This window comes from Vibrio sp. STUT-A16 (assembly GCF_026000495.1).
Taxonomy (GTDB): Bacteria; Pseudomonadota; Gammaproteobacteria; order Enterobacterales; family Vibrionaceae; genus Vibrio; species Vibrio diabolicus.
Genome location: NZ_AP026766.1, coordinates 576,321 through 594,047 on the forward strand (window position 1 = coordinate 576,321; position 17,727 = coordinate 594,047).

Sequence of the window (17,727 nt, forward strand, 5' to 3'; positions counted from 1 at the left end):
AACCTACCAATGATTACCGCCCCCTCTGACCAAATTAGAGGGGGCGGTCCTAAGAGACGTACTACATGGAAACACAAGCAATCTTTGCCGCAAAGAAAGCGATTAACGGATTAGTCAGTCGCACACCATTACTTCACTCACCACTGTTATCGCAACAATATCAATGTGAAATTTGGTTAAAACTGGAAACACTACAACCTATTGGTGCTTTTAAATTGCGTGGAGCGACTCATGCCATGAACAAACTGAGTGAGGAACAAAAACAACATGGCGTCGTCACTTGCTCTACTGGTAATCACGGCCGTGCCGTGGCTTATGCTGGGCAACGACTAGGAGTCCGCACCGTGATTTGTATGTCCAATTTAGTGCCACAAAACAAAGTCGACGCAATTAAAGCATTAGGCGCAGAAGTTCGAATTGTTGGGCAAGCTCAAGACGACGCGGAGCGAGAAGCATTGAGGCTAACAGAAGAAGAGTCGATGACCTATCTCTCACCATTCGAACACCCAGACATCATCGCCGGACAAGGGACCATTGGACTAGAAATCATTGAAGATCTTCCTGATGTCGACGTCATTTTCGCCGGGCTATCTGGCGGCGGATTGATTGGTGGTATTGGCTTAGCCGCAAAATCAAACAGCAGCAAAGTGAACGTGTATGGCGTTTCCATGGACAAAGGCGCAGCGATGGTAGAAAGCATTAAAGCAGGAAAACCAGTACAAGTTGAAGAGCACGAATCGTTTGCTGACAGCTTAGGTGGCGGCATAGGTTTAGACAATCGCTATACCTTCAAACTCGTGCAAGAAGTCATGGATAAAGCGTTTTTAGTCAGTGAACACAACATCGCCAAAGGCATGGCAGATATTTTCGATGCAGAAAAATTTGCCGTAGAAGGCGCGGCCGCAGTGGGGCTTGCCGCCATTCACCAACATCAACTGGACTTACGCGGTAAGAAAGTCGTTTTGGTGCTCAGTGGAAAAAACGTCTCTTCAGACACTTTTGAGACGGCATTAAAAATTGGCCGCCAAGTCAAAGAATAACCGAGGTCGTGCGAATGAAAATCTATAATAAATCTCAGATAGAGCAAGTGACTCAGTTAGATCTTAATGCGTTAGCGGCCGTGGAAAATGGCTTCAAAGCGCTTGGGCAAGGCAACGTCACCATGCCTCCGATTCTTAGCATGGCAATTGAAGAGCATAACGGCGAAGTGGATGTAAAAACGGCGCATATCAAAGGTAATGAGCGCTTCGCGATAAAAATCAGCCCAGGATTTTTTGATAACCCAAAACTAGGACTACCCAGCCTAAATGGTTTGATGGTGCTCTTTAGCGCGAAAACAGGGCTGGTTGATAGCGTATTGTTTGACGAAGGGTATCTAACCGACATTCGTACTGCTCTCGCCGGCGCTATCTCCGCGAAATACCTGTCGAACTCAGAAGCATCCAAAATTACGGTTATTGGCAGTGGGCTTCAAGCAGAACTCCAAGTCGCTGCGATAAAATTAGTTAGGCCAATCTCCCAAGTGAACATCTGGGCAAGAGACAACACAAAATCGCAGGCTTACAAACAACGTATGGAGCAACGATACGATCTATCCGTATCCGTGCATTCCTCTATCCAGCAAGCATGCCAAGAAGCCGACATTATTGTCACGACAACACCATCAAAAGAACCTTTGCTGAATTGGGAAGATATCCCATCAGGAGCACACGTGATCGCTATGGGTTCAGACAGCCCTCATAAACGTGAGCTTGCCACCTCAGTCATCCTAAACGCTGAGCATCTGGTGGTTGATCGAATCAGTCAGTCAGAATCACTTGGCGAATTACGTGGTGTAGACAAACCGCTCACCCGCAGCCTAGTCGAACTTGGCGACATCATTTGCGGCAAGCACCCCTACTCAAGGCGCGTTGACGATGTTTCGGTATGTGATTTAACAGGGACTGGCGTTCAAGACACCGCAATCGCTGACTATACCGCTCAACAACTCACCAGCATTCAATCCACGATGTAACTTATTCCCTGTGACTTTGGCGGTGGGCAACCACCGCACTTTTTGAGGGCCGTAACATGCCAGAGCTCTGTACGTTTCAATCTTTAACCACTCAGTTTGATTTTTCGGCGGATGTATCCACTTATCAACGTTCAATCGGACTCATTCAACTCGCGACCGACTATGTGCTAGAAAACGAATGGCGCGAGCATTTACCCGCAGATGTTCGCTTATACACTTCACGCTTTCTCACCACAGGTACTGTCGATCCTCTGCACTTAACAGACATGCAAAACAGTATCCGCGAGTGTGTACGCACCATCGTGCCAATGTGGCCAATCAACGTCATGGCGTTTGGCTGTACGTCAGCTAGTGTGCTCATTGGCTCCGATCAAATCACTGATTTAATTCGTCAAGAGAGACCCGAAGCCATAACAACTAACCCTTGGCAAGCCGCACTGAGAGCGCTTGAACACCATCAAGCTCAAAGAATCGTTATGCTGACGCCGTATACTAATGACGTCAATCACCCACTTTATGAGTCCATGACCGAACATGGCATTGACGTTCTGGCCTTTGGGTATTTCAATCTCGACTACGATCCCCATATCCCAACCATTGGAGGGCAAGACGTAGAAAATGCCTTAGCGCAGCTGCTTGAGTCGATTGATTGCACTGTGGACGCGGTATTTATTTCATGCACGAACATGCGAGTCATGCATCTACTGCCTTATTTCTCAAGCCGCTTTGGTATTCCTGTACTAAGCTCCAACCAAGTGATGCTTTGGGACGCATTGCGTTTGCTTGAGTCTGATAATTTCTCCGACGTGTCATCATCGCCCTTTCCTTGCTGATAAGGACTCGCTAAAATGCACAAAATTGCGCACTAACTGGATGAAACATGGCAAAACTTACCCTTCAAGAACAAATGCTGAAAGCTGGCTTAGTTAATGAAAAGAAACTAAAGAAAGCGAAGAAAGGCTCTAAAAAATCACGCGTTCAAGCACGCGAAGTAAAAGCGGCGGTTGAAGAGAATAAACGCCAACAGTTAGAGCGTGATAAACAATTGAGCGAACAGCAAAATGCCGAGCGTTTGAATAAAGAGATCAAAGCGCAAATCAATCAATTGATTGAGATTAACAAGATCGACTTAAAAGATGGCGATATTAAGTACAACTTCACCCATGGCACCTTGGTTAAGTCACTGTATGTTGATGCTCTCATCCGTGAACAGTTGATTAAAGGCATTCTAGCCATTGCTATTGTCGGTGAAAGCTACGTTGTCATTCCACGCGGAGTAGCAAATAAAATTGCTCAACGTGATGAATCCGTCATCATCGAACAGAAAGAACCAGAATCGGACATTCCAGCAGAAGACGACCCATACGCAGATTTCGTCGTGCCAGATGACTTGATGTGGTAACAACAAACAATAGATGCATCAACGAAAAGAGCCGCTGATATAACCTCAGCGGCTCTTTTTTTAATAGAAAAAATACGCTACAGAAATGATGTGCGTTATTGCTTACTTAGTAGTAAATTCACACCAGATGCGGCTAAAAACAGCGAACATCCGCGATTGAAACGTTTCGCCATTTTTGGATTTGAAAACCAATGTCTAAGGTACAAACCAAAAATCGCGTAAATTGAAATGGCGACCATTTCTAAAATCAAAAACGTGGAGCCAAGGGCAAAAAACTGCTCTTGAACGTTGGCGTTCACGTCTACAAACTGCGGCAAAAACGCAGTAAAAATAAGAATCGCCTTCGGGTTACCGGCGGCAAGCGTAAACTCTTGTTTCGCAAGCCCTGCATAGTTGCGTGAGTTAGTTAACTCAGAGATCGGGCTCGATTCCGAACGCCAAAGGTTGAATGCAATCCACAATAGATACAACGCACCCACCAGCTTTAACGCTAAAAACAGCATTTCTGATGTGTACAAAATCACGGCGAGCCCAGAGGCAGACAGCGCGATCATGCCAGAAAATGCCGTAATACGCCCTAAACTAGCGACAAACGCGGCACGAAAACCGTAACAACGCGCATTATTCATTGCCAATAAGTTGTTTGGGCCTGGAGTCATATTCAGAGCAAAGCAAGCGGGAATAAAAAGGAGGAGCTTCCAAATATCCATGATAAAAAATGGCCTTAATTTTTAGTAATAGCCCGCACCGTAACATTGGCTGCTAGAATGAGTAAATAAAAATTCTACGCTAGAGCATTTCCGCTTCAAACCGAGCTGCTCTGGCTTGTGCAATCGTACAGTGCGTTTCTGTCATCAACTCTGCCAAGGTGATATTTGGGTTTTGCACCACCAACCGAATCAGTTTTTCTTCTAACGGTTCCAGTTTGTCCTGATGAACGGATAACCCTTTCTCCAACTTATTCATCACAAACCTTAGCTCTTCACACTGCCCTGCTTTTAGCTGATCAAGTAACGCTTTTAAGTTCAAAGCTTCTCCAGAAACTTGCCAATGACGAGAGCGCCTAACTCGCTTAACGTCACACCCGCAATCCGCCGCAATGACTTTAATGCGTTTAGCATTCTCACCGCCAATGCGATGAATCAGAGAGGGCAGCGAAACAATAATGTCGTCATCTTTCATCCGTTACTCTCCCACTACTGACACATTCTCTCCAACCCAAGTGAGTAGCTGTTTGGCGGCTTTGGAGAGTACCTGATTTTGGCGCACAATGTAGCCGAAATCGGTGTTTGGAAAACTAGGCAAAGGCGTAACTTCTCGGGAAAGCATTAGCCTCGGATCAAGAGAGAAATCCGGCACAATGGCGGTCCCAAATCCTGCTTCTGCCCAGTCGATTTGTGCTTCCACACTGCCCACTTCCATCACGCGATGCTTAGGCAGATTTAACTCAGGTAAAGATGCATCTATCAGCTCACGGGTTCGCGTGTCGTGCCCTAGCAGAATCAACGTCTGGCTCTCTTTTCGATTGTCCTGCCACTCAAAAATGTTATCGCCAAACGCACACCAGTGAATCTGCGTGAGAGGTGTAAAATGCAGCGGTTGACTCTCTTTTTGTGCGATAACAAAGCCGATATCGGCACGCGCACTTTTCACCAAATCCACCGCTTGAGAAGATGTGGTATTGAACAATGCCAAGTCGATACCCGGATATTCACTTTTGAATTGCTGGAACGGTTTGATAAGTAGTAAACGTGAAACGATATCGCTCGCCGCAATAGAAAGCGTCCCCTGCGTAAGATCGTTGATGGCATTGAGATCCGACTGGCAAATTTGCAGCTCATTAAGCATCCGCTGCGCCGTATCTAACAAACGCTTCCCCGCCTGCGTCAGCTGTACAGGATTTCGCTCAATCAGTTTAGTGCGCGTGGCCTGCTCCAACTGCTTGATATGCAAACTTACGTTCGGCTGCGTCATGTGCAGTTCCGTCGCTGTTTTGCCGAAATGTTTTACCTCTGCAAGAGTTACGAAGGTTCGCAGCCAGTTCAAATCTAACATTGCCAATTCCGATATGGGATTCTTATCAAGTTAATGAGTATAATTAATTTCTCTTATTATGGCGAACGCCTTAAGATTTTTGCATCTGTTTTTGGAGATTAAATTATGTCGTCTATCGTTGTTGTGGGTGCAAACTGGGGTGATGAAGGCAAAGGCCGCATCGTTGACTTTTTGGCAGAGCAAGCTTCTGCGAGCATTCGTTTCCAAGGTGGTAACAACGCGGGTCATACCGTGGTTAACGACCTAGGTACGTTCAAGCTGCACCAGCTACCAAGTGGCGTTTTCAACCCAGACTGTTTGGCAGTATTAGGTCCGGGTATGGTTATCAGCCCTGCATTGCTGTCTCAGGAGATTGCGGAAGTTGAAGAAGCGGGCGTAAAAGTGAATATGTGCATCTCTGATCGCGCAACACTGTGTCTACCTCTACACGCACTAGAAGATACGCTAGAAGAACAACGTTTAGGCGACCAAGCATACGGTTCAACTCGTCAAGGTATTGCACCTGCGTACGGTGACCGCGTAATGAAGAAAGGCATCCTTGTTGGTTGGTTGAAGCAACCAGAAGTATTGGTTGAACGCCTTCAATTCATGATGGATTGGAAACTGCCGCAACTGCGTGCGCTTTACCCGACGTTCGAGTTCGAGCAAACCGCTGAAGAACTGGCGAACTGGTTGCTAGAGGTGTCTGCACCTTGGCGCGATTCAATTTGCAACGTAACGCTTCCTTTAAAAGAGCTACAAGCAAAAGACAAAACACTATTGTTCGAAGCGCAGCTTGGCGCGGGTCGTGACCTTGTTTACGGTGAGTACCCTTGGACAACATCTTCTAACGTTGTATCAATGTACGCGGGTATCGGTAGTGGTCTTCCGGCTCTTCGTCCTGAGCGCGTTATTGCGGTTGCAAAAGCATTCAGCTCATCAGTAGGTACTGGTACGTTGATCACTGCAATGGAAGAGCAAGATGCTTTCCGCGAACTTGCAGGCGAGTTCGGTGCAACTACAGGTCGTCCGCGCGATATGGGCTACTTCGACGCAGTCGCTACGAAGAACGGCGTTGAACTGCAAGCGGCAACTGAAATTGCGCTAACTAAAGTAGACTGTTTGACTGGTCTTAACGATCTGAAAATCTGTGTTGGCTACGAAGGCGACCACAGCGAAAACCCAATCTGGCCTCAAACGGCAGCACTAGCACCAATCTACGAGAAGATGGAAAGCTGGAGCGAGGACATCACAGGTTGTCGTAAGTTTGAAGAGCTTCCAGTAGCAGCACAGAAATACGTTCTACGCATTGAGGAACTGATGGGCGTACCAGTAAAAATGGTGTCTGTGGGTCCTGGTCGTGAACAAATGATTATGCGATAAGATGTGAATTAACACATCATTGGCAAGCGGCTTTTATCTGTTCCGGGGTAAAGCCGCTTTTTTTTACACTGTAAACTTTGAAGAAATTGCACTTCTCAATTCGTGTTTAGTAACCTAATCGCGCCTCCCTTCCCTCTTTATTTCCCAATCAATAGATTAGAGCATATAACGCATTATGCACGTTATTAGTACATCTCACTTGTTAAAGAAGCACGTTATTTAAGTTAATTGTTTGAATTAATGTTCTTTAACTGATTGCTTGATCACGATCTTCATCTGCAATTTGTTGAACTAGTGCTCAAAAAATCTAACCCGCTGTTTTTAGGATAGATGAGTTCCCAACATCCAACCTAATAGCAGGTGATTCCTATGACGAAAAATCTTTTCCGCCTCAGTACGATAACTCTCGGTTTATGCATCAGTTCGTTCTCTTTTGCGCAATCCGATCTTCCGAACATTAAAATCCTTGCCACTGGTGGCACCATAGCTGGAGCAGGTCAATCTGCAACCGAGTCAAACTACACAGCAGGTAAAGTCGGCGTTGAATCATTGATTTCTGCGGTGCCGAGTATGACCAACATTGCCGATATTTCTGGAGAGCAAGTGGTCAGTATCGGTTCACAAGATATGAATGATGAGGTATGGCTTAAATTAGCCAAACGCGTCAACGAACTGCTCGCTCAAGATGATGTTGACGGTATCGTCATCACGCATGGTACCGATACGTTAGAAGAAACCGCTTACTTCCTTGATCTGACCGTCAAGAGCAAAAAACCAGTCGTGATTGTCGGTGCAATGCGTCCTTCCACCGCAATGAGTGCTGATGGCCCAGTTAATTTATACAACGCCGTCGTGACAGCAACCGATGAAGATTCTGAAGGGCGCGGCGTATTAGTCGCGATGAATGACACTATATTCGATGCGCGAGACGTAACTAAAACAAACACCACTTCCGTCAGTACTTTCCAATCACCTAACTTTGGCCCTATCGGCTACATTCATAATAGCGATGCCAAATATCAACGAAGCCCAGAGCGTAAACACACCACAGAAACACCATTCGATGTATCAAAACTCAACACACTACCTAAAGTAGGCATTGTTTATAACTATGCAAATGCGTCGAGCTTACCAGTAAAAGCCTTTGTTGATGCCAAGTTTGACGGTATTGTAAGTGCTGGTGTGGGTAATGGTAACTTGTACCACACGGTCTTTGATGAGCTAGAAAAAGCGAGCAAAGATGGCGTTGTTGTTGTAAGAAGCTCTCGCACACCAACCGGATCAACCACTTTGGATGCTGAAATTGATGACGACAAATATGGCTTTGTTGCCTCAGGCACACTAAACCCACAAAAAGCACGTATCTTACTGATGCTGTCACTGACTCAGACCAAAAACTATCAAGACATCCAAAAGATGTTCCAATACTATTAAATCATTCTGTGTAAGGCATCTTTAGATGCACAAGAGGAGGTGTTACTCGCCTCCTCTTGCATACGACAATGTTGGCGCCCCCTATTAACCAAACAAACGGCGTTTCATCCCTGCTTTTTCAAGAATACGCGTGGTGATCTCTTCCACAGAGAGAGAGGACGTATTGATGTATGGGATCGCCTCTCTTCTAAACAACGCCTCTACGGTGTCTAGCTCCAGCTTACACTGCTCGGTACTGGCGTAATCACTTCCAGACAAACGATTCTCACGGATTTCAGTCAAACGTTCAGGGTCGATAGTAAGCCCGAATAATTTATGACGATGGATCTCAAACTCAGGCAACAAACGCATCATCTTCACATCTTCCGCAATGAACGGATAGTTCACGACACGCAAACCAAATTGCATCGCCATATACAAGCTGGTGGGGGTTTTTCCGCTGCGCGATACTCCCAGCAGGATGATATCGGCTTGCTCCAACCCTTTTAGCGTGATGCCATCATCATGCGCCAATGTATATTCAATGGCCGCGATACGGTCGAAATAGGTATCGGAATCTTTCCCCACACTGCGAGAACGTTGCAACTTGGGTTTTGGTGCCATCTGAATGTCGTCTTGCACTTTCTGTACAATGCTTTCCAACACATCGTAGCTGTATGCAGGCGCTTCCAGCAGCATTTCACGTACGTCTGGCACCACGATAGAGAAAAACACCAGAGGTTTGACGCCATTGCGTTGGTAGGAAGTTTCAATTTCTTTTACAACGTCAGCAACTTTGTCCTGGCTTTCTACGAACGGAAAGGTTTTTTCGTTAGGAATGAACGGAAATTGACCGAGAACAACATGTCCTAATGTCTCACATGTTATCGCCGTACCGTCAGAAACATAGAACACATCACGACTTTGGTTATTTATTTGCATTTCTGTTTAATTTTTCAAAATCTTTTGAGTAGGATGGTAAACATAATATTAATAAATCAGTTTGGCTTTCAGTTAGGTTCACCACAGCTTTAAAAATTCTTTTGAATTTTTTTCAGCCAGAACGTAATCGTTTGCCTTTGATATCAATCTAAATGAAGCAATGTATGGTCAACGTGTAATAACAGCCAACATGCGATTGTTTAGAGCGATTTAAGTCCCCCTACTAAGCTGCAATGTTTCTGGAGAAAGACATGCAAAAGAACACCCTCTGGTTCAATGGCCTATCCATGGATGATGTCGACAAAGTCGGCGGTAAGAATGCTTCACTTGGCGAAATGGTTTCTAACCTAGCGAACGCAGGCGTTTCTGTACCAAATGGTTTTGCGACAACCTCATACGCGTTTAACCAATTCCTTGACCACGAAGGTTTGGATGAGCGTATTCACCAATTACTTGATGAACTAGACGTTGAGGATGTGGAAGCTCTGCGTAAGACAGGTGCAACCATCCGTCAATGGGTATTAGAGGCCCCTTTCCCTGCGGACCTTGAACAAGAAATCCGTGAAAACTATCAAGAACTGATTGAAGGCAACCCTGAGCTTTCAGTCGCAGTTCGTTCATCTGCTACGGCAGAAGACCTGCCTGATGCTTCTTTTGCTGGTCAGCAAGAAACGTTTTTGAACGTGAAAGGCATCGACGCAGTACTAGAAGCAACTAAGCACGTTTACGCTTCTCTATTTAACGACCGTGCGATCTCTTACCGTGTACACCAAGGTTTCGACCACCGTGGTATCTCGCTATCGGCGGGTATCCAACGTATGGTGCGTTCAGACAAAGCTTCTTCGGGTGTAATGTTTACGCTTGATACTGAGTCTGGTTTCGACCAAGTTGTCTTCATCACCTCTTCATGGGGCCTAGGTGAAATGGTCGTTCAAGGCGCAGTAAACCCTGATGAATTCTACGTTCATAAGCCAATGCTTGAAGCAGGTGAGCACCCGATCGTTAAGAAAACATTTGGTTCTAAGTTGATCAAAATGATCTACTCTGACAACCAAGAGATCGGCAAACAAGTTGATATCGTTGATACTTCTGATGAAGAGCGCAACACGTTCTCACTGAACGACGAAGAGATCAAAGAGCTCGCCAAACAAGCGATGATCATCGAGAAGCACTACCAGCGTCCAATGGACATTGAGTGGGCAAAAGATGGCATCGACGGCAAGTTGTACATTGTTCAAGCGCGTCCTGAAACCGTATGTTCACAAACGGAACAAAACGTGATTGAGCGCTACGAGCTACAGAACAAAGCAGATGTTTTGATTGAAGGTCGTGCAATCGGTCAACGTATCGGTAAAGGTGCAGTACGTTTGGTTGACTCTCTGGACCAAATGTCATTGGTTCAAGAAGGTGATGTGTTAGTTACAGACATGACTGACCCAGACTGGGAACCAGTGATGAAGAAAGCTTCTGCTATTGTTACCAACCGTGGCGGACGTACTTGTCACGCAGCAATCATTGCTCGTGAACTTGGTATTCCTGCAATCGTTGGCTGTGGCGATGCGACAAGCAAACTGACTGATGGCGCAACAGTGACAGTATCTTGTGCAGAAGGCGAAACGGGTTACGTTTACCAAGGTGAACTTGAGTTTGATGTAAAACGCTCTTCTGTTGATGAACTGCCACTACTGCCGACCAAAGTGATGATGAATGTGGGCAACCCAGATCGCGCATTCGACTTTGCTCAGATTCCAAACGAAGGTGTTGGTCTTGCTCGTCTAGAGTTCATCATCAACAAGATGATCGGTATTCACCCGAAAGCATTACTTAACTTTGATGCGCAAAGCGATGAGCTAAAAGCAGAAATTAAACAGCGCATTCGTGGTTACAAAGATCCTATCGATTTCTACGTGAGCAAGCTGACTGAAGGCATCGCGACTATCGCTTCTGCTTTCTGGCCAAAACGCGTCATCGTTCGTATGTCTGACTTTAAGTCGAACGAATACAGCAACTTGGTTGGTGGTAAAGCCTACGAACCGCATGAAGAAAACCCAATGCTCGGCTTCCGTGGTGCGTCTCGTTACATTTCTCCAGTGTTTGAAGATTGCTTCGAGTTAGAAACTCAAGCTATCAAGCGCGTTCGTAACGAAATGGGTCTGAAAAACGTTGAAATCATGATCCCATTCGTGCGTACACCAAGCGAAGCTGCATCAGTGATTGATTTACTAGCGAAGTTTGATCTGCGCCGTGGCGACCAAGGTCTGAAAGTCATCATGATGTGTGAGCTGCCATCCAACGCCGTGCTTGCTGACGAGTTCTTGAAGTACTTCGATGGTTTCTCTATCGGTTCAAACGACATGACTCAGCTAACGCTTGGTCTGGACCGTGACTCTGGCGACGTTGCTCACCTATTTGATGAGCGTAACGCGGCGGTGAAAATCATGCTGAAAATGGCAATAGACGCAGCAACCAAAGCTGGCAAGTACGTGGGTATTTGTGGTCAGGGCCCATCAGATCATGAAGATTTGGCGGAATGGTTGATGGAGCAAGGCATCAGCTCTGTTTCACTAAACCCAGACACCGTTATCGATACTTGGTTACAGCTCGGTAAAGTTAGCAGCAAGTAACGCGCTAAAAACTCAAGCCCTCACACTCCCCTTGTGAGGGCTTTGTTATTCATACGTCATTTCGCAATCAGTTCGTGATTCCTCTCTCAAGATCGCCATTTAGTCAATTTCATTATCAAAGTCTGATGACCTAGAATGAATGATGTATCGACAACTCCAGAGAGAATTTGATGAAAAAGTCTATCGCACTCATTACCACATTGATGCTCCTAGCCTCTCCCGCTTACGCAGATTGGGATGATATTTCCAACAAAATGTCTGAGCTAGGCGAAGCGGTTTCTGATACTGCGCAAGATGCTTGGGACGATACCAAAGCCTTTTCAAAACAAGCGTGGCAAGATTTCACGAACTGGTCCGAGGAAGCAATCAATACCGCGGGCGAGTGGACAGAAGCCAGTATTGAGAAAAGCAAAGAATGGATAGATGCAGCCGACAAGAAAATTGATGAACTGATGGAAGGCGACACGCCAGAAGAAGCTCGCCAAGCCGTAGACTTAATGGCGGATAGTGCTTTACTCAAGTTGTTTAATGAAAAGCCGGAGGCCAAAGCCATTTACGACAACGCTTACGGCTACGCGGTCTTTGATTCTCGTAAATTGTCTTTGTTGTTTCACACCAACTCAGGGTCAGGTGTCGCAGTCAATAAGGAAACAGAAAAACGCACTTATATGAATATGTTTGGTTTGGGCGTCGCACTTGGGGCTGGCGGCAAGTTTTACCAACAAGTGATTCTGTTTGAGAGCAAAGAAGACTTTGATACGTTCGTCAACGAAGGATGGGAAGCGACCAGTGAAGCCTCTGCTGTAGCTGGCGAAGACTCAGAGCAACTTTCAAAACAATTTAACAGTGGCGTCGCCGTTTATCAGTTGAATGCAAAAGGCTTGCTCATCGATGCCAACGTGTCTGGTTCTAAATATTGGGTTAACGAAGAGCTCACCAACTCGCAGTAACGCATAGCAACTAATCGCTTAAACAGAACGGTTGTTATGCACCCTTATCAATAAGTTAACGCAGCTATGACTCCTCAAAACTGAGTACTTGTGCAACTTTCTCATGGGAAGTCACCAGAAGATGGTGACTTCCCTTTCTCGTTGGATGGCTTTTCGTTATGCTTGCCCAAAACCATCTGCGATTCGGTATCCCATGCCTGACAATAACTTTAATAATCTGCTGGCAGAAGCAATTTCTGCTCTTAATACGCCTAACTTTACTCCTAAGCTTATGCGTGTCATTCGCACTCTTTTTCATTTTGATTGCGCGGTTATTTTAGGTTATCGAGAAGGTAAACATCCTATTTATCTCTACGACTCGATTGAGAACGAGCGAGAGTTACTTTTTCAACGCTACCTTACTGACTCATTTCAAAATGACCCTTTTTTTCTCAAACTAAACGAGACAAAGCAACAAGGCGTATTTACGCTCAAAGACGTAGCACGCAAAGGCGTTGATTTTACTTCCTACTGCGAACAGTTCTACCATCAGACAGGGTGGAAAGACGAACTGAGCATGCTAGTCGAAGTCGAACCTGGCCGTTGGGTCATGTTGTACTTCGGGTATATGAATGATGGAAAATACTTTTCTCAACAGCAAATCAATAAATTAAAGCCCTACTTCCCGATAATTCAATCGCTTTGTCAGCAGCACTGGAAACAAACGGAGTTTACCTTTTCTGAGCCTGTTTTTGCCCAGAGTGCTTATTCTGGCAGTATGCGATTGGCCATTGAGCAAGCTTTAGCAACATTTGGCGTAGAATCACTCACTCGTCGCGAGCAAGAGGTGGCTTCACTTCTCGCTCAAGGGTTTGACACCAAAGAAATTGCCGCGCGGTTACACTTAGTGCAAGGCACAGTCAAAAATCATCGAAAACGCATTTACTCGCAGTTAAATGTGTCTTCATTGAGTGAGTTATTCCAGCTTTTCCTCAATCACCTCATTCTCCATTCAAGATAAAAAACTGTCCCTTAAGGGATATATGGAGAAAAGGTGTCGCGTTTTAGTCTGAATACAACAACCACTAAGACAGACAAAAAGAATGACGACACCATTACTGCAAGATTTACAAGATCGTGGCTTGATCGCACAAGCCAGCGATTTGGAAGAAATTCAGACACTTCTCTCACGGCCACAAACCGTTTACTGCGGCTTCGATCCTACAGCTGGCAGCTTGCACATCGGCCACCTTGTGCCTTTGATCATGCTTAAGCGCTTTCAAGATGCCGGACACCAAGCTGTTGCCTTGATTGGCGGTGCAACGGGCATGATTGGCGACCCGAGCTTTAAAGCGACCGAGCGCAGCCTGAATTCTTCAGAAATCGTCTCAGGTTGGGTTAACGATCTTTCTAATCAAATTCAGCAGTTGATGAATCACCAACTGACCAAGCCAATGATCATGGTGAACAATGCTGACTGGATGAAAGCGATCAACGTCATCGACTTCTTCCGTGATGTGGGTAAGCACTTTTCGATCAATACCATGATCAACCGGGAGTCGGTAAAGCAACGCTTGCAACGCCCTGATCAAGGCATCTCTTTTACCGAATTTAGCTACGCTCTGCTGCAATCGTACGATTTTGCCGAGCTAAACCGTCAATACGATTGTCGTTTGCAAATCGGTGGCAATGACCAATGGGGAAACATCGTCAGTGGGATCGATTTAACTCGTCGTCAAAATGGTGAGCAAGTATTTGGCTTAACTCTGCCGCTGATCACCAAATCCGATGGTACCAAATTTGGCAAAACCGAAGGCGGCGCAGTGTGGCTAGATCCTAGCAAAACCTCGCCTTACGCCTTCTACCAGTTCTGGCTTGGCGCAGAAGACGCCGACGTTTACCACTTCTTGCGTTACTACACGTTCTTGAGCTGCGAAGAAATTGCCAGCATTCAAGCGCAAGACCAAGCAAGCCAAGGCAAGCCACAAGCACAACGTATTCTCGCTGAAGAAATGACGCGATTTGTTCATGGCGAAGACGGCCTATCTAGTGCCGAGCGCATCACTCAAGCACTGTTCAGCGGTAATGTGCAACAACTGAGTTTGGGTGAATTAAAACAGTTGGAGTTAGATGGTTTACCAAGCATTGAGAGCACACAACAAGATTTGGTTGAGCTATTGATTGAGTCGGGCTTAGCAAGCTCGAAACGTGTTGCACGCGAACACATCAGCAACAACGCCATCAGTGTAAACGGTGAAAAAGTGTCGGCTGATAACCCGAGTTTAAGCTTCCCACTGTTTGACCAATACTGGTTACTGCAACGCGGTAAAAAGCACTTCTGCCTCGTAAAGCGTGCCGCTTAACAAAGCATCGGAGTGACACCTCACAAGGCAAAGTGATATAGCGAGTTAACTGACAAGACTTTATAAGGTTAGCTCGCTCTAGTATCGGCTGTGCATACCAAAATGATGAGACATTCCATCTTCCATTCGGCCGCCTTTCCAGCCACCAGCACCGAATAAATTAAGCACATCTTGAGCGGTATAATCGGCACTAGCAAAGAAGTCATTCGCCACATCAGAGCGGATGGCTTGCAACTCTGGTTGATTTTCCAAATCAAGATCTTGCGGATTCGCGTACAACGCCAACGCAATTTTTTGTTGGCACGTGCTTAACTCACTGGTGCTCATCTTTACCTGACCGACGGAAAAGTACTCACGACTGCCGTATCCCACCACCAATCTGGTACTCATTAGCTTAATCACTTTCTTAATGCGGCGACGTTGTATAAATCTCAACATGTTGAAGCCCTTATTTATATTTCGACAATTAATAATAAGTTTTGTATACCACACATCAATACTCTAGAGTGTCAGGGTTTAGCACGGCGCTCAAAGAGTATGGAGTTCAAGAGTGAAAATTGACGATCTAAAACTGTTCACCAAAGTCGTCCAACTTGGCAGCTTTACAGCGGCAGCCAATGCTTTGGATTTGCCACGAGCAAATGTTAGCCGACGCATTGGAGAACTGGAACGTTACCTCGGAACGCAACTTTTTCACCGCACTACTCGCAGCCTTTCGCTGACAAACAAAGGCGATGCCTACTACCAAGATCTGCAAAAAGTGCTCACCTTGCTTGATTCGGCAAACCAGCAAGCCAGTAACGAAAGCATCGAGGTCAGAGGCAAAATCAAACTTGGCCTTCTGCCAGAAACCTATGAACCTCTTCAACCCATTTTGTTTGAATTTCAGGATCAATACCCGCAGGTTGAGCTCGACATTCGCAATATCAACAATGGCTTTATTGATATGTTTCAGCAGGGGTTGGACATCGCGCTGCACGGCGGCATGCTGTTTGATTCAGACATTGTCGCCAGAAAGATCTTAACGCTAGACCGATGTGTCGTTGCCTCACCGAACTATCTTCAAACTCACGGCACGCCCGCTACATTAGAAGCGTTGAGCGATCATCAGTGCATTTGTTTTCGCTGGCCAAATGGCAATGTCGACAACCTTTGGCACTTTCAGGAACAAAACGTAGCGCTCAAACCGAAACTCATTTCCAACAACATCGGCTTTATCAAAAGCTCCACAGTGCTTGACCGCGGCATTAGTTATATCCCAAAACTGTTGGTAAAAAATGAGCTCGAATCCGGTGCATTGGTGCAAGTATTGTCTCAATATGCCGTCACAGAAGAAACGGGGTGGTTACTCTACCCTAAGCCGAAAACGCTGAACCAAGCTAGCCGGTTACTTATTGAACATTTGTGCAATAAAATTCCAAAACTTTTGTAGTTTACATTTATTGTCATAAAATTCGTGACATTGAATCATGCACACGCATGATTATCTGAACATCTGTGAATTATAAGATGGCGCCGAAATTATGGAGCCATCTTATGAATCATCAAATCAAAACCGCTGCGCTGAGCACTATCGCGCTCTCTCTACTCGGCTGTAATCAAGCTCAACCTCAGGTTGAGGAGCCAAGCGCATCCAGACCCGTTCAAGTGATTGAAGTCAACGAAAGGAATGAAGAACTCAGTAAATCATTCAGCGGGATCGTAAAAGCAAAAGAAACCGCCTCACTCTCTTTTCGTGTACCTGGCACCGTGGAAAGCGTGTTCGTAAATAAAGGCAGCTTGGTAGAAAAAGGCCAAGTCATCGCCACGCTGGACAAGCACGATTACCAAGTCTCACTAGAAGAATTACAAGCGCGCATGTTAGAAGCGCAATCAGCACACAAACTCGCGAAAGCCGAGTTAAAGCGCGTAAAACAAGCAACTTCTGATGATGCCATTGCCAGCGTCAACTTAGATCGAGCCATCAGCAGCTACGAACGTAGCGTCTCTGCCGTCAAAGTGGTTGAGAAAAACATCCAACGTGCAAAAGATGCCCTGCGTTACACCACTCTACGTGCACCATTCACTGGCATTGTTGCCGACGTTTCTGTTGATCCACATGAACAAACCTTGCCGGGCGGCAGTGTTGTGTCAATTCAGCAAGAAGGCAGCTGGGAAGTGGACATCGACGTGCCGGAAAATATGATTGCGCAATTCGCACTAGGTCAGCCAGCATCGTTGACTTGGTATGATTCGGAGCAATCCTACCGAGCAACCGTGGCAGAAATCGCGCCGAAGAAGCACCTGCTCAAACAAACCTATACCGTCACGCTAGACATCGATTCGATTTCCAGTGCGCTATTCAACGGTAAAGCAGTCACGGTTAATACCGCGCTCAACACCAGTCACTCAAGCCATTGCTTTCCTTACTCTGCAATTTTGGGTGAGAAACAAACTCTGCACGTGAATGTGGTTCGTGATGCGGTTATTCATTCAGAGCCGGTCAATCTTGACTCTATCGACGCATACCAAGCGTGTGTGACAGGAAGTTTTGAGCAAGGCGATTATGTGGTGATCAGCGGTAGCCATTATCTGAGCGAGGGTGATGCCGCCCCAAACCTGACCATCAAGACGTTGTAGGTGC

Annotated in this window: 17 protein-coding genes; 12 read left to right on the top strand and 5 right to left on the bottom strand. The window is 46.0% G+C overall.

The window, feature by feature from the left end:
- The first annotated feature begins 65 nt into the window (after positions 1 to 65).
- From eutB to OO778_RS19145, 4 genes are read left to right on the top strand one after another with little or no spacing between them, the layout of a single operon-like run.
- A complete protein-coding gene (eutB, locus tag OO778_RS19130) occupies positions 66 to 1,040 on the top strand; it encodes a hydroxyectoine utilization dehydratase EutB (protein WP_006741390.1) in 975 nt (324 codons plus the stop codon).
- 14 nt (positions 1,041 to 1,054) lie between these two features.
- Positions 1,055 to 2,014, top strand: coding sequence for a cyclodeaminase (locus tag OO778_RS19135; RefSeq protein ID WP_006741389.1), 960 nt, complete (start codon positions 1,055 to 1,057; stop codon positions 2,012 to 2,014).
- 56 nt (positions 2,015 to 2,070) lie between these two features.
- Positions 2,071 to 2,847, top strand: coding sequence for an Asp/Glu/Hydantoin racemase superfamily (locus OO778_RS19140; RefSeq protein WP_005392716.1), 777 nt, complete (start codon positions 2,071 to 2,073; stop codon positions 2,845 to 2,847).
- A gap of 47 nt (positions 2,848 to 2,894) precedes the next feature.
- On the top strand, positions 2,895 to 3,416 hold the full coding sequence (locus tag OO778_RS19145) for a DUF2058 domain-containing protein (protein ID WP_264912493.1): 522 nt from the start codon (positions 2,895 to 2,897) through the stop codon (positions 3,414 to 3,416).
- Between the two features lie 95 nt (positions 3,417 to 3,511).
- On the opposite strand, the gene OO778_RS19150 is transcribed toward OO778_RS19145, so the two are convergent.
- From OO778_RS19150 to OO778_RS19160, 3 genes are all read right to left on the bottom strand, one after another.
- On the bottom strand, positions 3,512 to 4,126 hold the full coding sequence (locus OO778_RS19150; protein WP_006741386.1) for a LysE family translocator: 615 nt from the start codon (positions 4,124 to 4,126) through the stop codon (positions 3,512 to 3,514).
- A gap of 79 nt (positions 4,127 to 4,205) precedes the next feature.
- Complete coding sequence (locus OO778_RS19155) at positions 4,206 to 4,598, bottom strand: ribosome recycling factor family protein (RefSeq protein ID WP_048624767.1); 393 nt, start codon at positions 4,596 to 4,598, stop codon at positions 4,206 to 4,208.
- 3 nt (positions 4,599 to 4,601) lie between these two features.
- Positions 4,602 to 5,471 (bottom strand): LysR family transcriptional regulator, encoded by an 870-nt coding sequence (locus OO778_RS19160; RefSeq protein WP_006741384.1) that lies wholly within the window; start codon positions 5,469 to 5,471, stop codon positions 4,602 to 4,604.
- 105 nt (positions 5,472 to 5,576) lie between these two features.
- Here OO778_RS19160 and OO778_RS19165 point away from each other — a divergent pair, with 105 nt between their 5' ends.
- Complete coding sequence (locus OO778_RS19165) at positions 5,577 to 6,833, top strand: adenylosuccinate synthase (RefSeq protein WP_264912495.1); 1,257 nt, start codon at positions 5,577 to 5,579, stop codon at positions 6,831 to 6,833.
- A gap of 369 nt (positions 6,834 to 7,202) precedes the next feature.
- A complete protein-coding gene (gene ansB / locus OO778_RS19170; RefSeq protein WP_006741383.1) occupies positions 7,203 to 8,267 on the top strand; it encodes an L-asparaginase 2 in 1,065 nt (354 codons plus the stop codon).
- 84 nt (positions 8,268 to 8,351) lie between these two features.
- Here the strand turns inward: ansB and OO778_RS19175 are convergent, their stop codons facing one another.
- A complete protein-coding gene (locus OO778_RS19175) occupies positions 8,352 to 9,188 on the bottom strand; it encodes a pyruvate, water dikinase regulatory protein (RefSeq protein WP_005392709.1) in 837 nt (278 codons plus the stop codon).
- Positions 9,189 to 9,439: 251 nt separating this feature from the next.
- On the opposite strand from OO778_RS19175, the gene ppsA reads away from it, so the two are divergent.
- The 4 genes from ppsA to tyrS all read left to right on the top strand — a co-directional run bounded on the left by ppsA (position 9,440) and on the right by tyrS (position 15,104).
- A complete protein-coding gene (ppsA, locus tag OO778_RS19180) occupies positions 9,440 to 11,812 on the top strand; it encodes a phosphoenolpyruvate synthase (RefSeq protein WP_006741382.1) in 2,373 nt (790 codons plus the stop codon).
- Positions 11,813 to 11,982: 170 nt separating this feature from the next.
- Positions 11,983 to 12,762: a hypothetical protein gene (locus OO778_RS19185; RefSeq protein ID WP_006741381.1), complete on the top strand. Its 780-nt coding sequence runs from the start codon at positions 11,983 to 11,985 to the stop codon at positions 12,760 to 12,762.
- A gap of 193 nt (positions 12,763 to 12,955) precedes the next feature.
- On the top strand, positions 12,956 to 13,762 hold the full coding sequence (locus OO778_RS19190) for a helix-turn-helix transcriptional regulator (protein ID WP_046876144.1): 807 nt from the start codon (positions 12,956 to 12,958) through the stop codon (positions 13,760 to 13,762).
- Positions 13,763 to 13,844: 82 nt separating this feature from the next.
- Positions 13,845 to 15,104: a tyrosine--tRNA ligase gene (tyrS, locus tag OO778_RS19195; RefSeq protein WP_104970495.1), complete on the top strand. Its 1,260-nt coding sequence runs from the start codon at positions 13,845 to 13,847 to the stop codon at positions 15,102 to 15,104.
- 78 nt (positions 15,105 to 15,182) lie between these two features.
- On the opposite strand, the gene OO778_RS19200 is transcribed toward tyrS, so the two are convergent.
- Complete coding sequence (locus OO778_RS19200; RefSeq protein WP_074190430.1) at positions 15,183 to 15,542, bottom strand: DUF6559 family protein; 360 nt, start codon at positions 15,540 to 15,542, stop codon at positions 15,183 to 15,185.
- 112 nt (positions 15,543 to 15,654) lie between these two features.
- Between OO778_RS19200 and OO778_RS19205 the strand changes: the two genes are divergently transcribed.
- Both OO778_RS19205 and OO778_RS19210 read left to right on the top strand, forming a co-directional pair.
- Entirely contained in the window at positions 15,655 to 16,536 is an 882-nt protein-coding gene (locus tag OO778_RS19205; RefSeq protein ID WP_046875810.1) for a LysR family transcriptional regulator, read from the top strand.
- A 104-nt stretch (positions 16,537 to 16,640) separates the two neighbouring features.
- A complete protein-coding gene (locus OO778_RS19210; protein WP_074190429.1) occupies positions 16,641 to 17,723 on the top strand; it encodes an efflux RND transporter periplasmic adaptor subunit in 1,083 nt (360 codons plus the stop codon).
- Positions 17,724 to 17,727 lie beyond the last annotated feature (4 nt).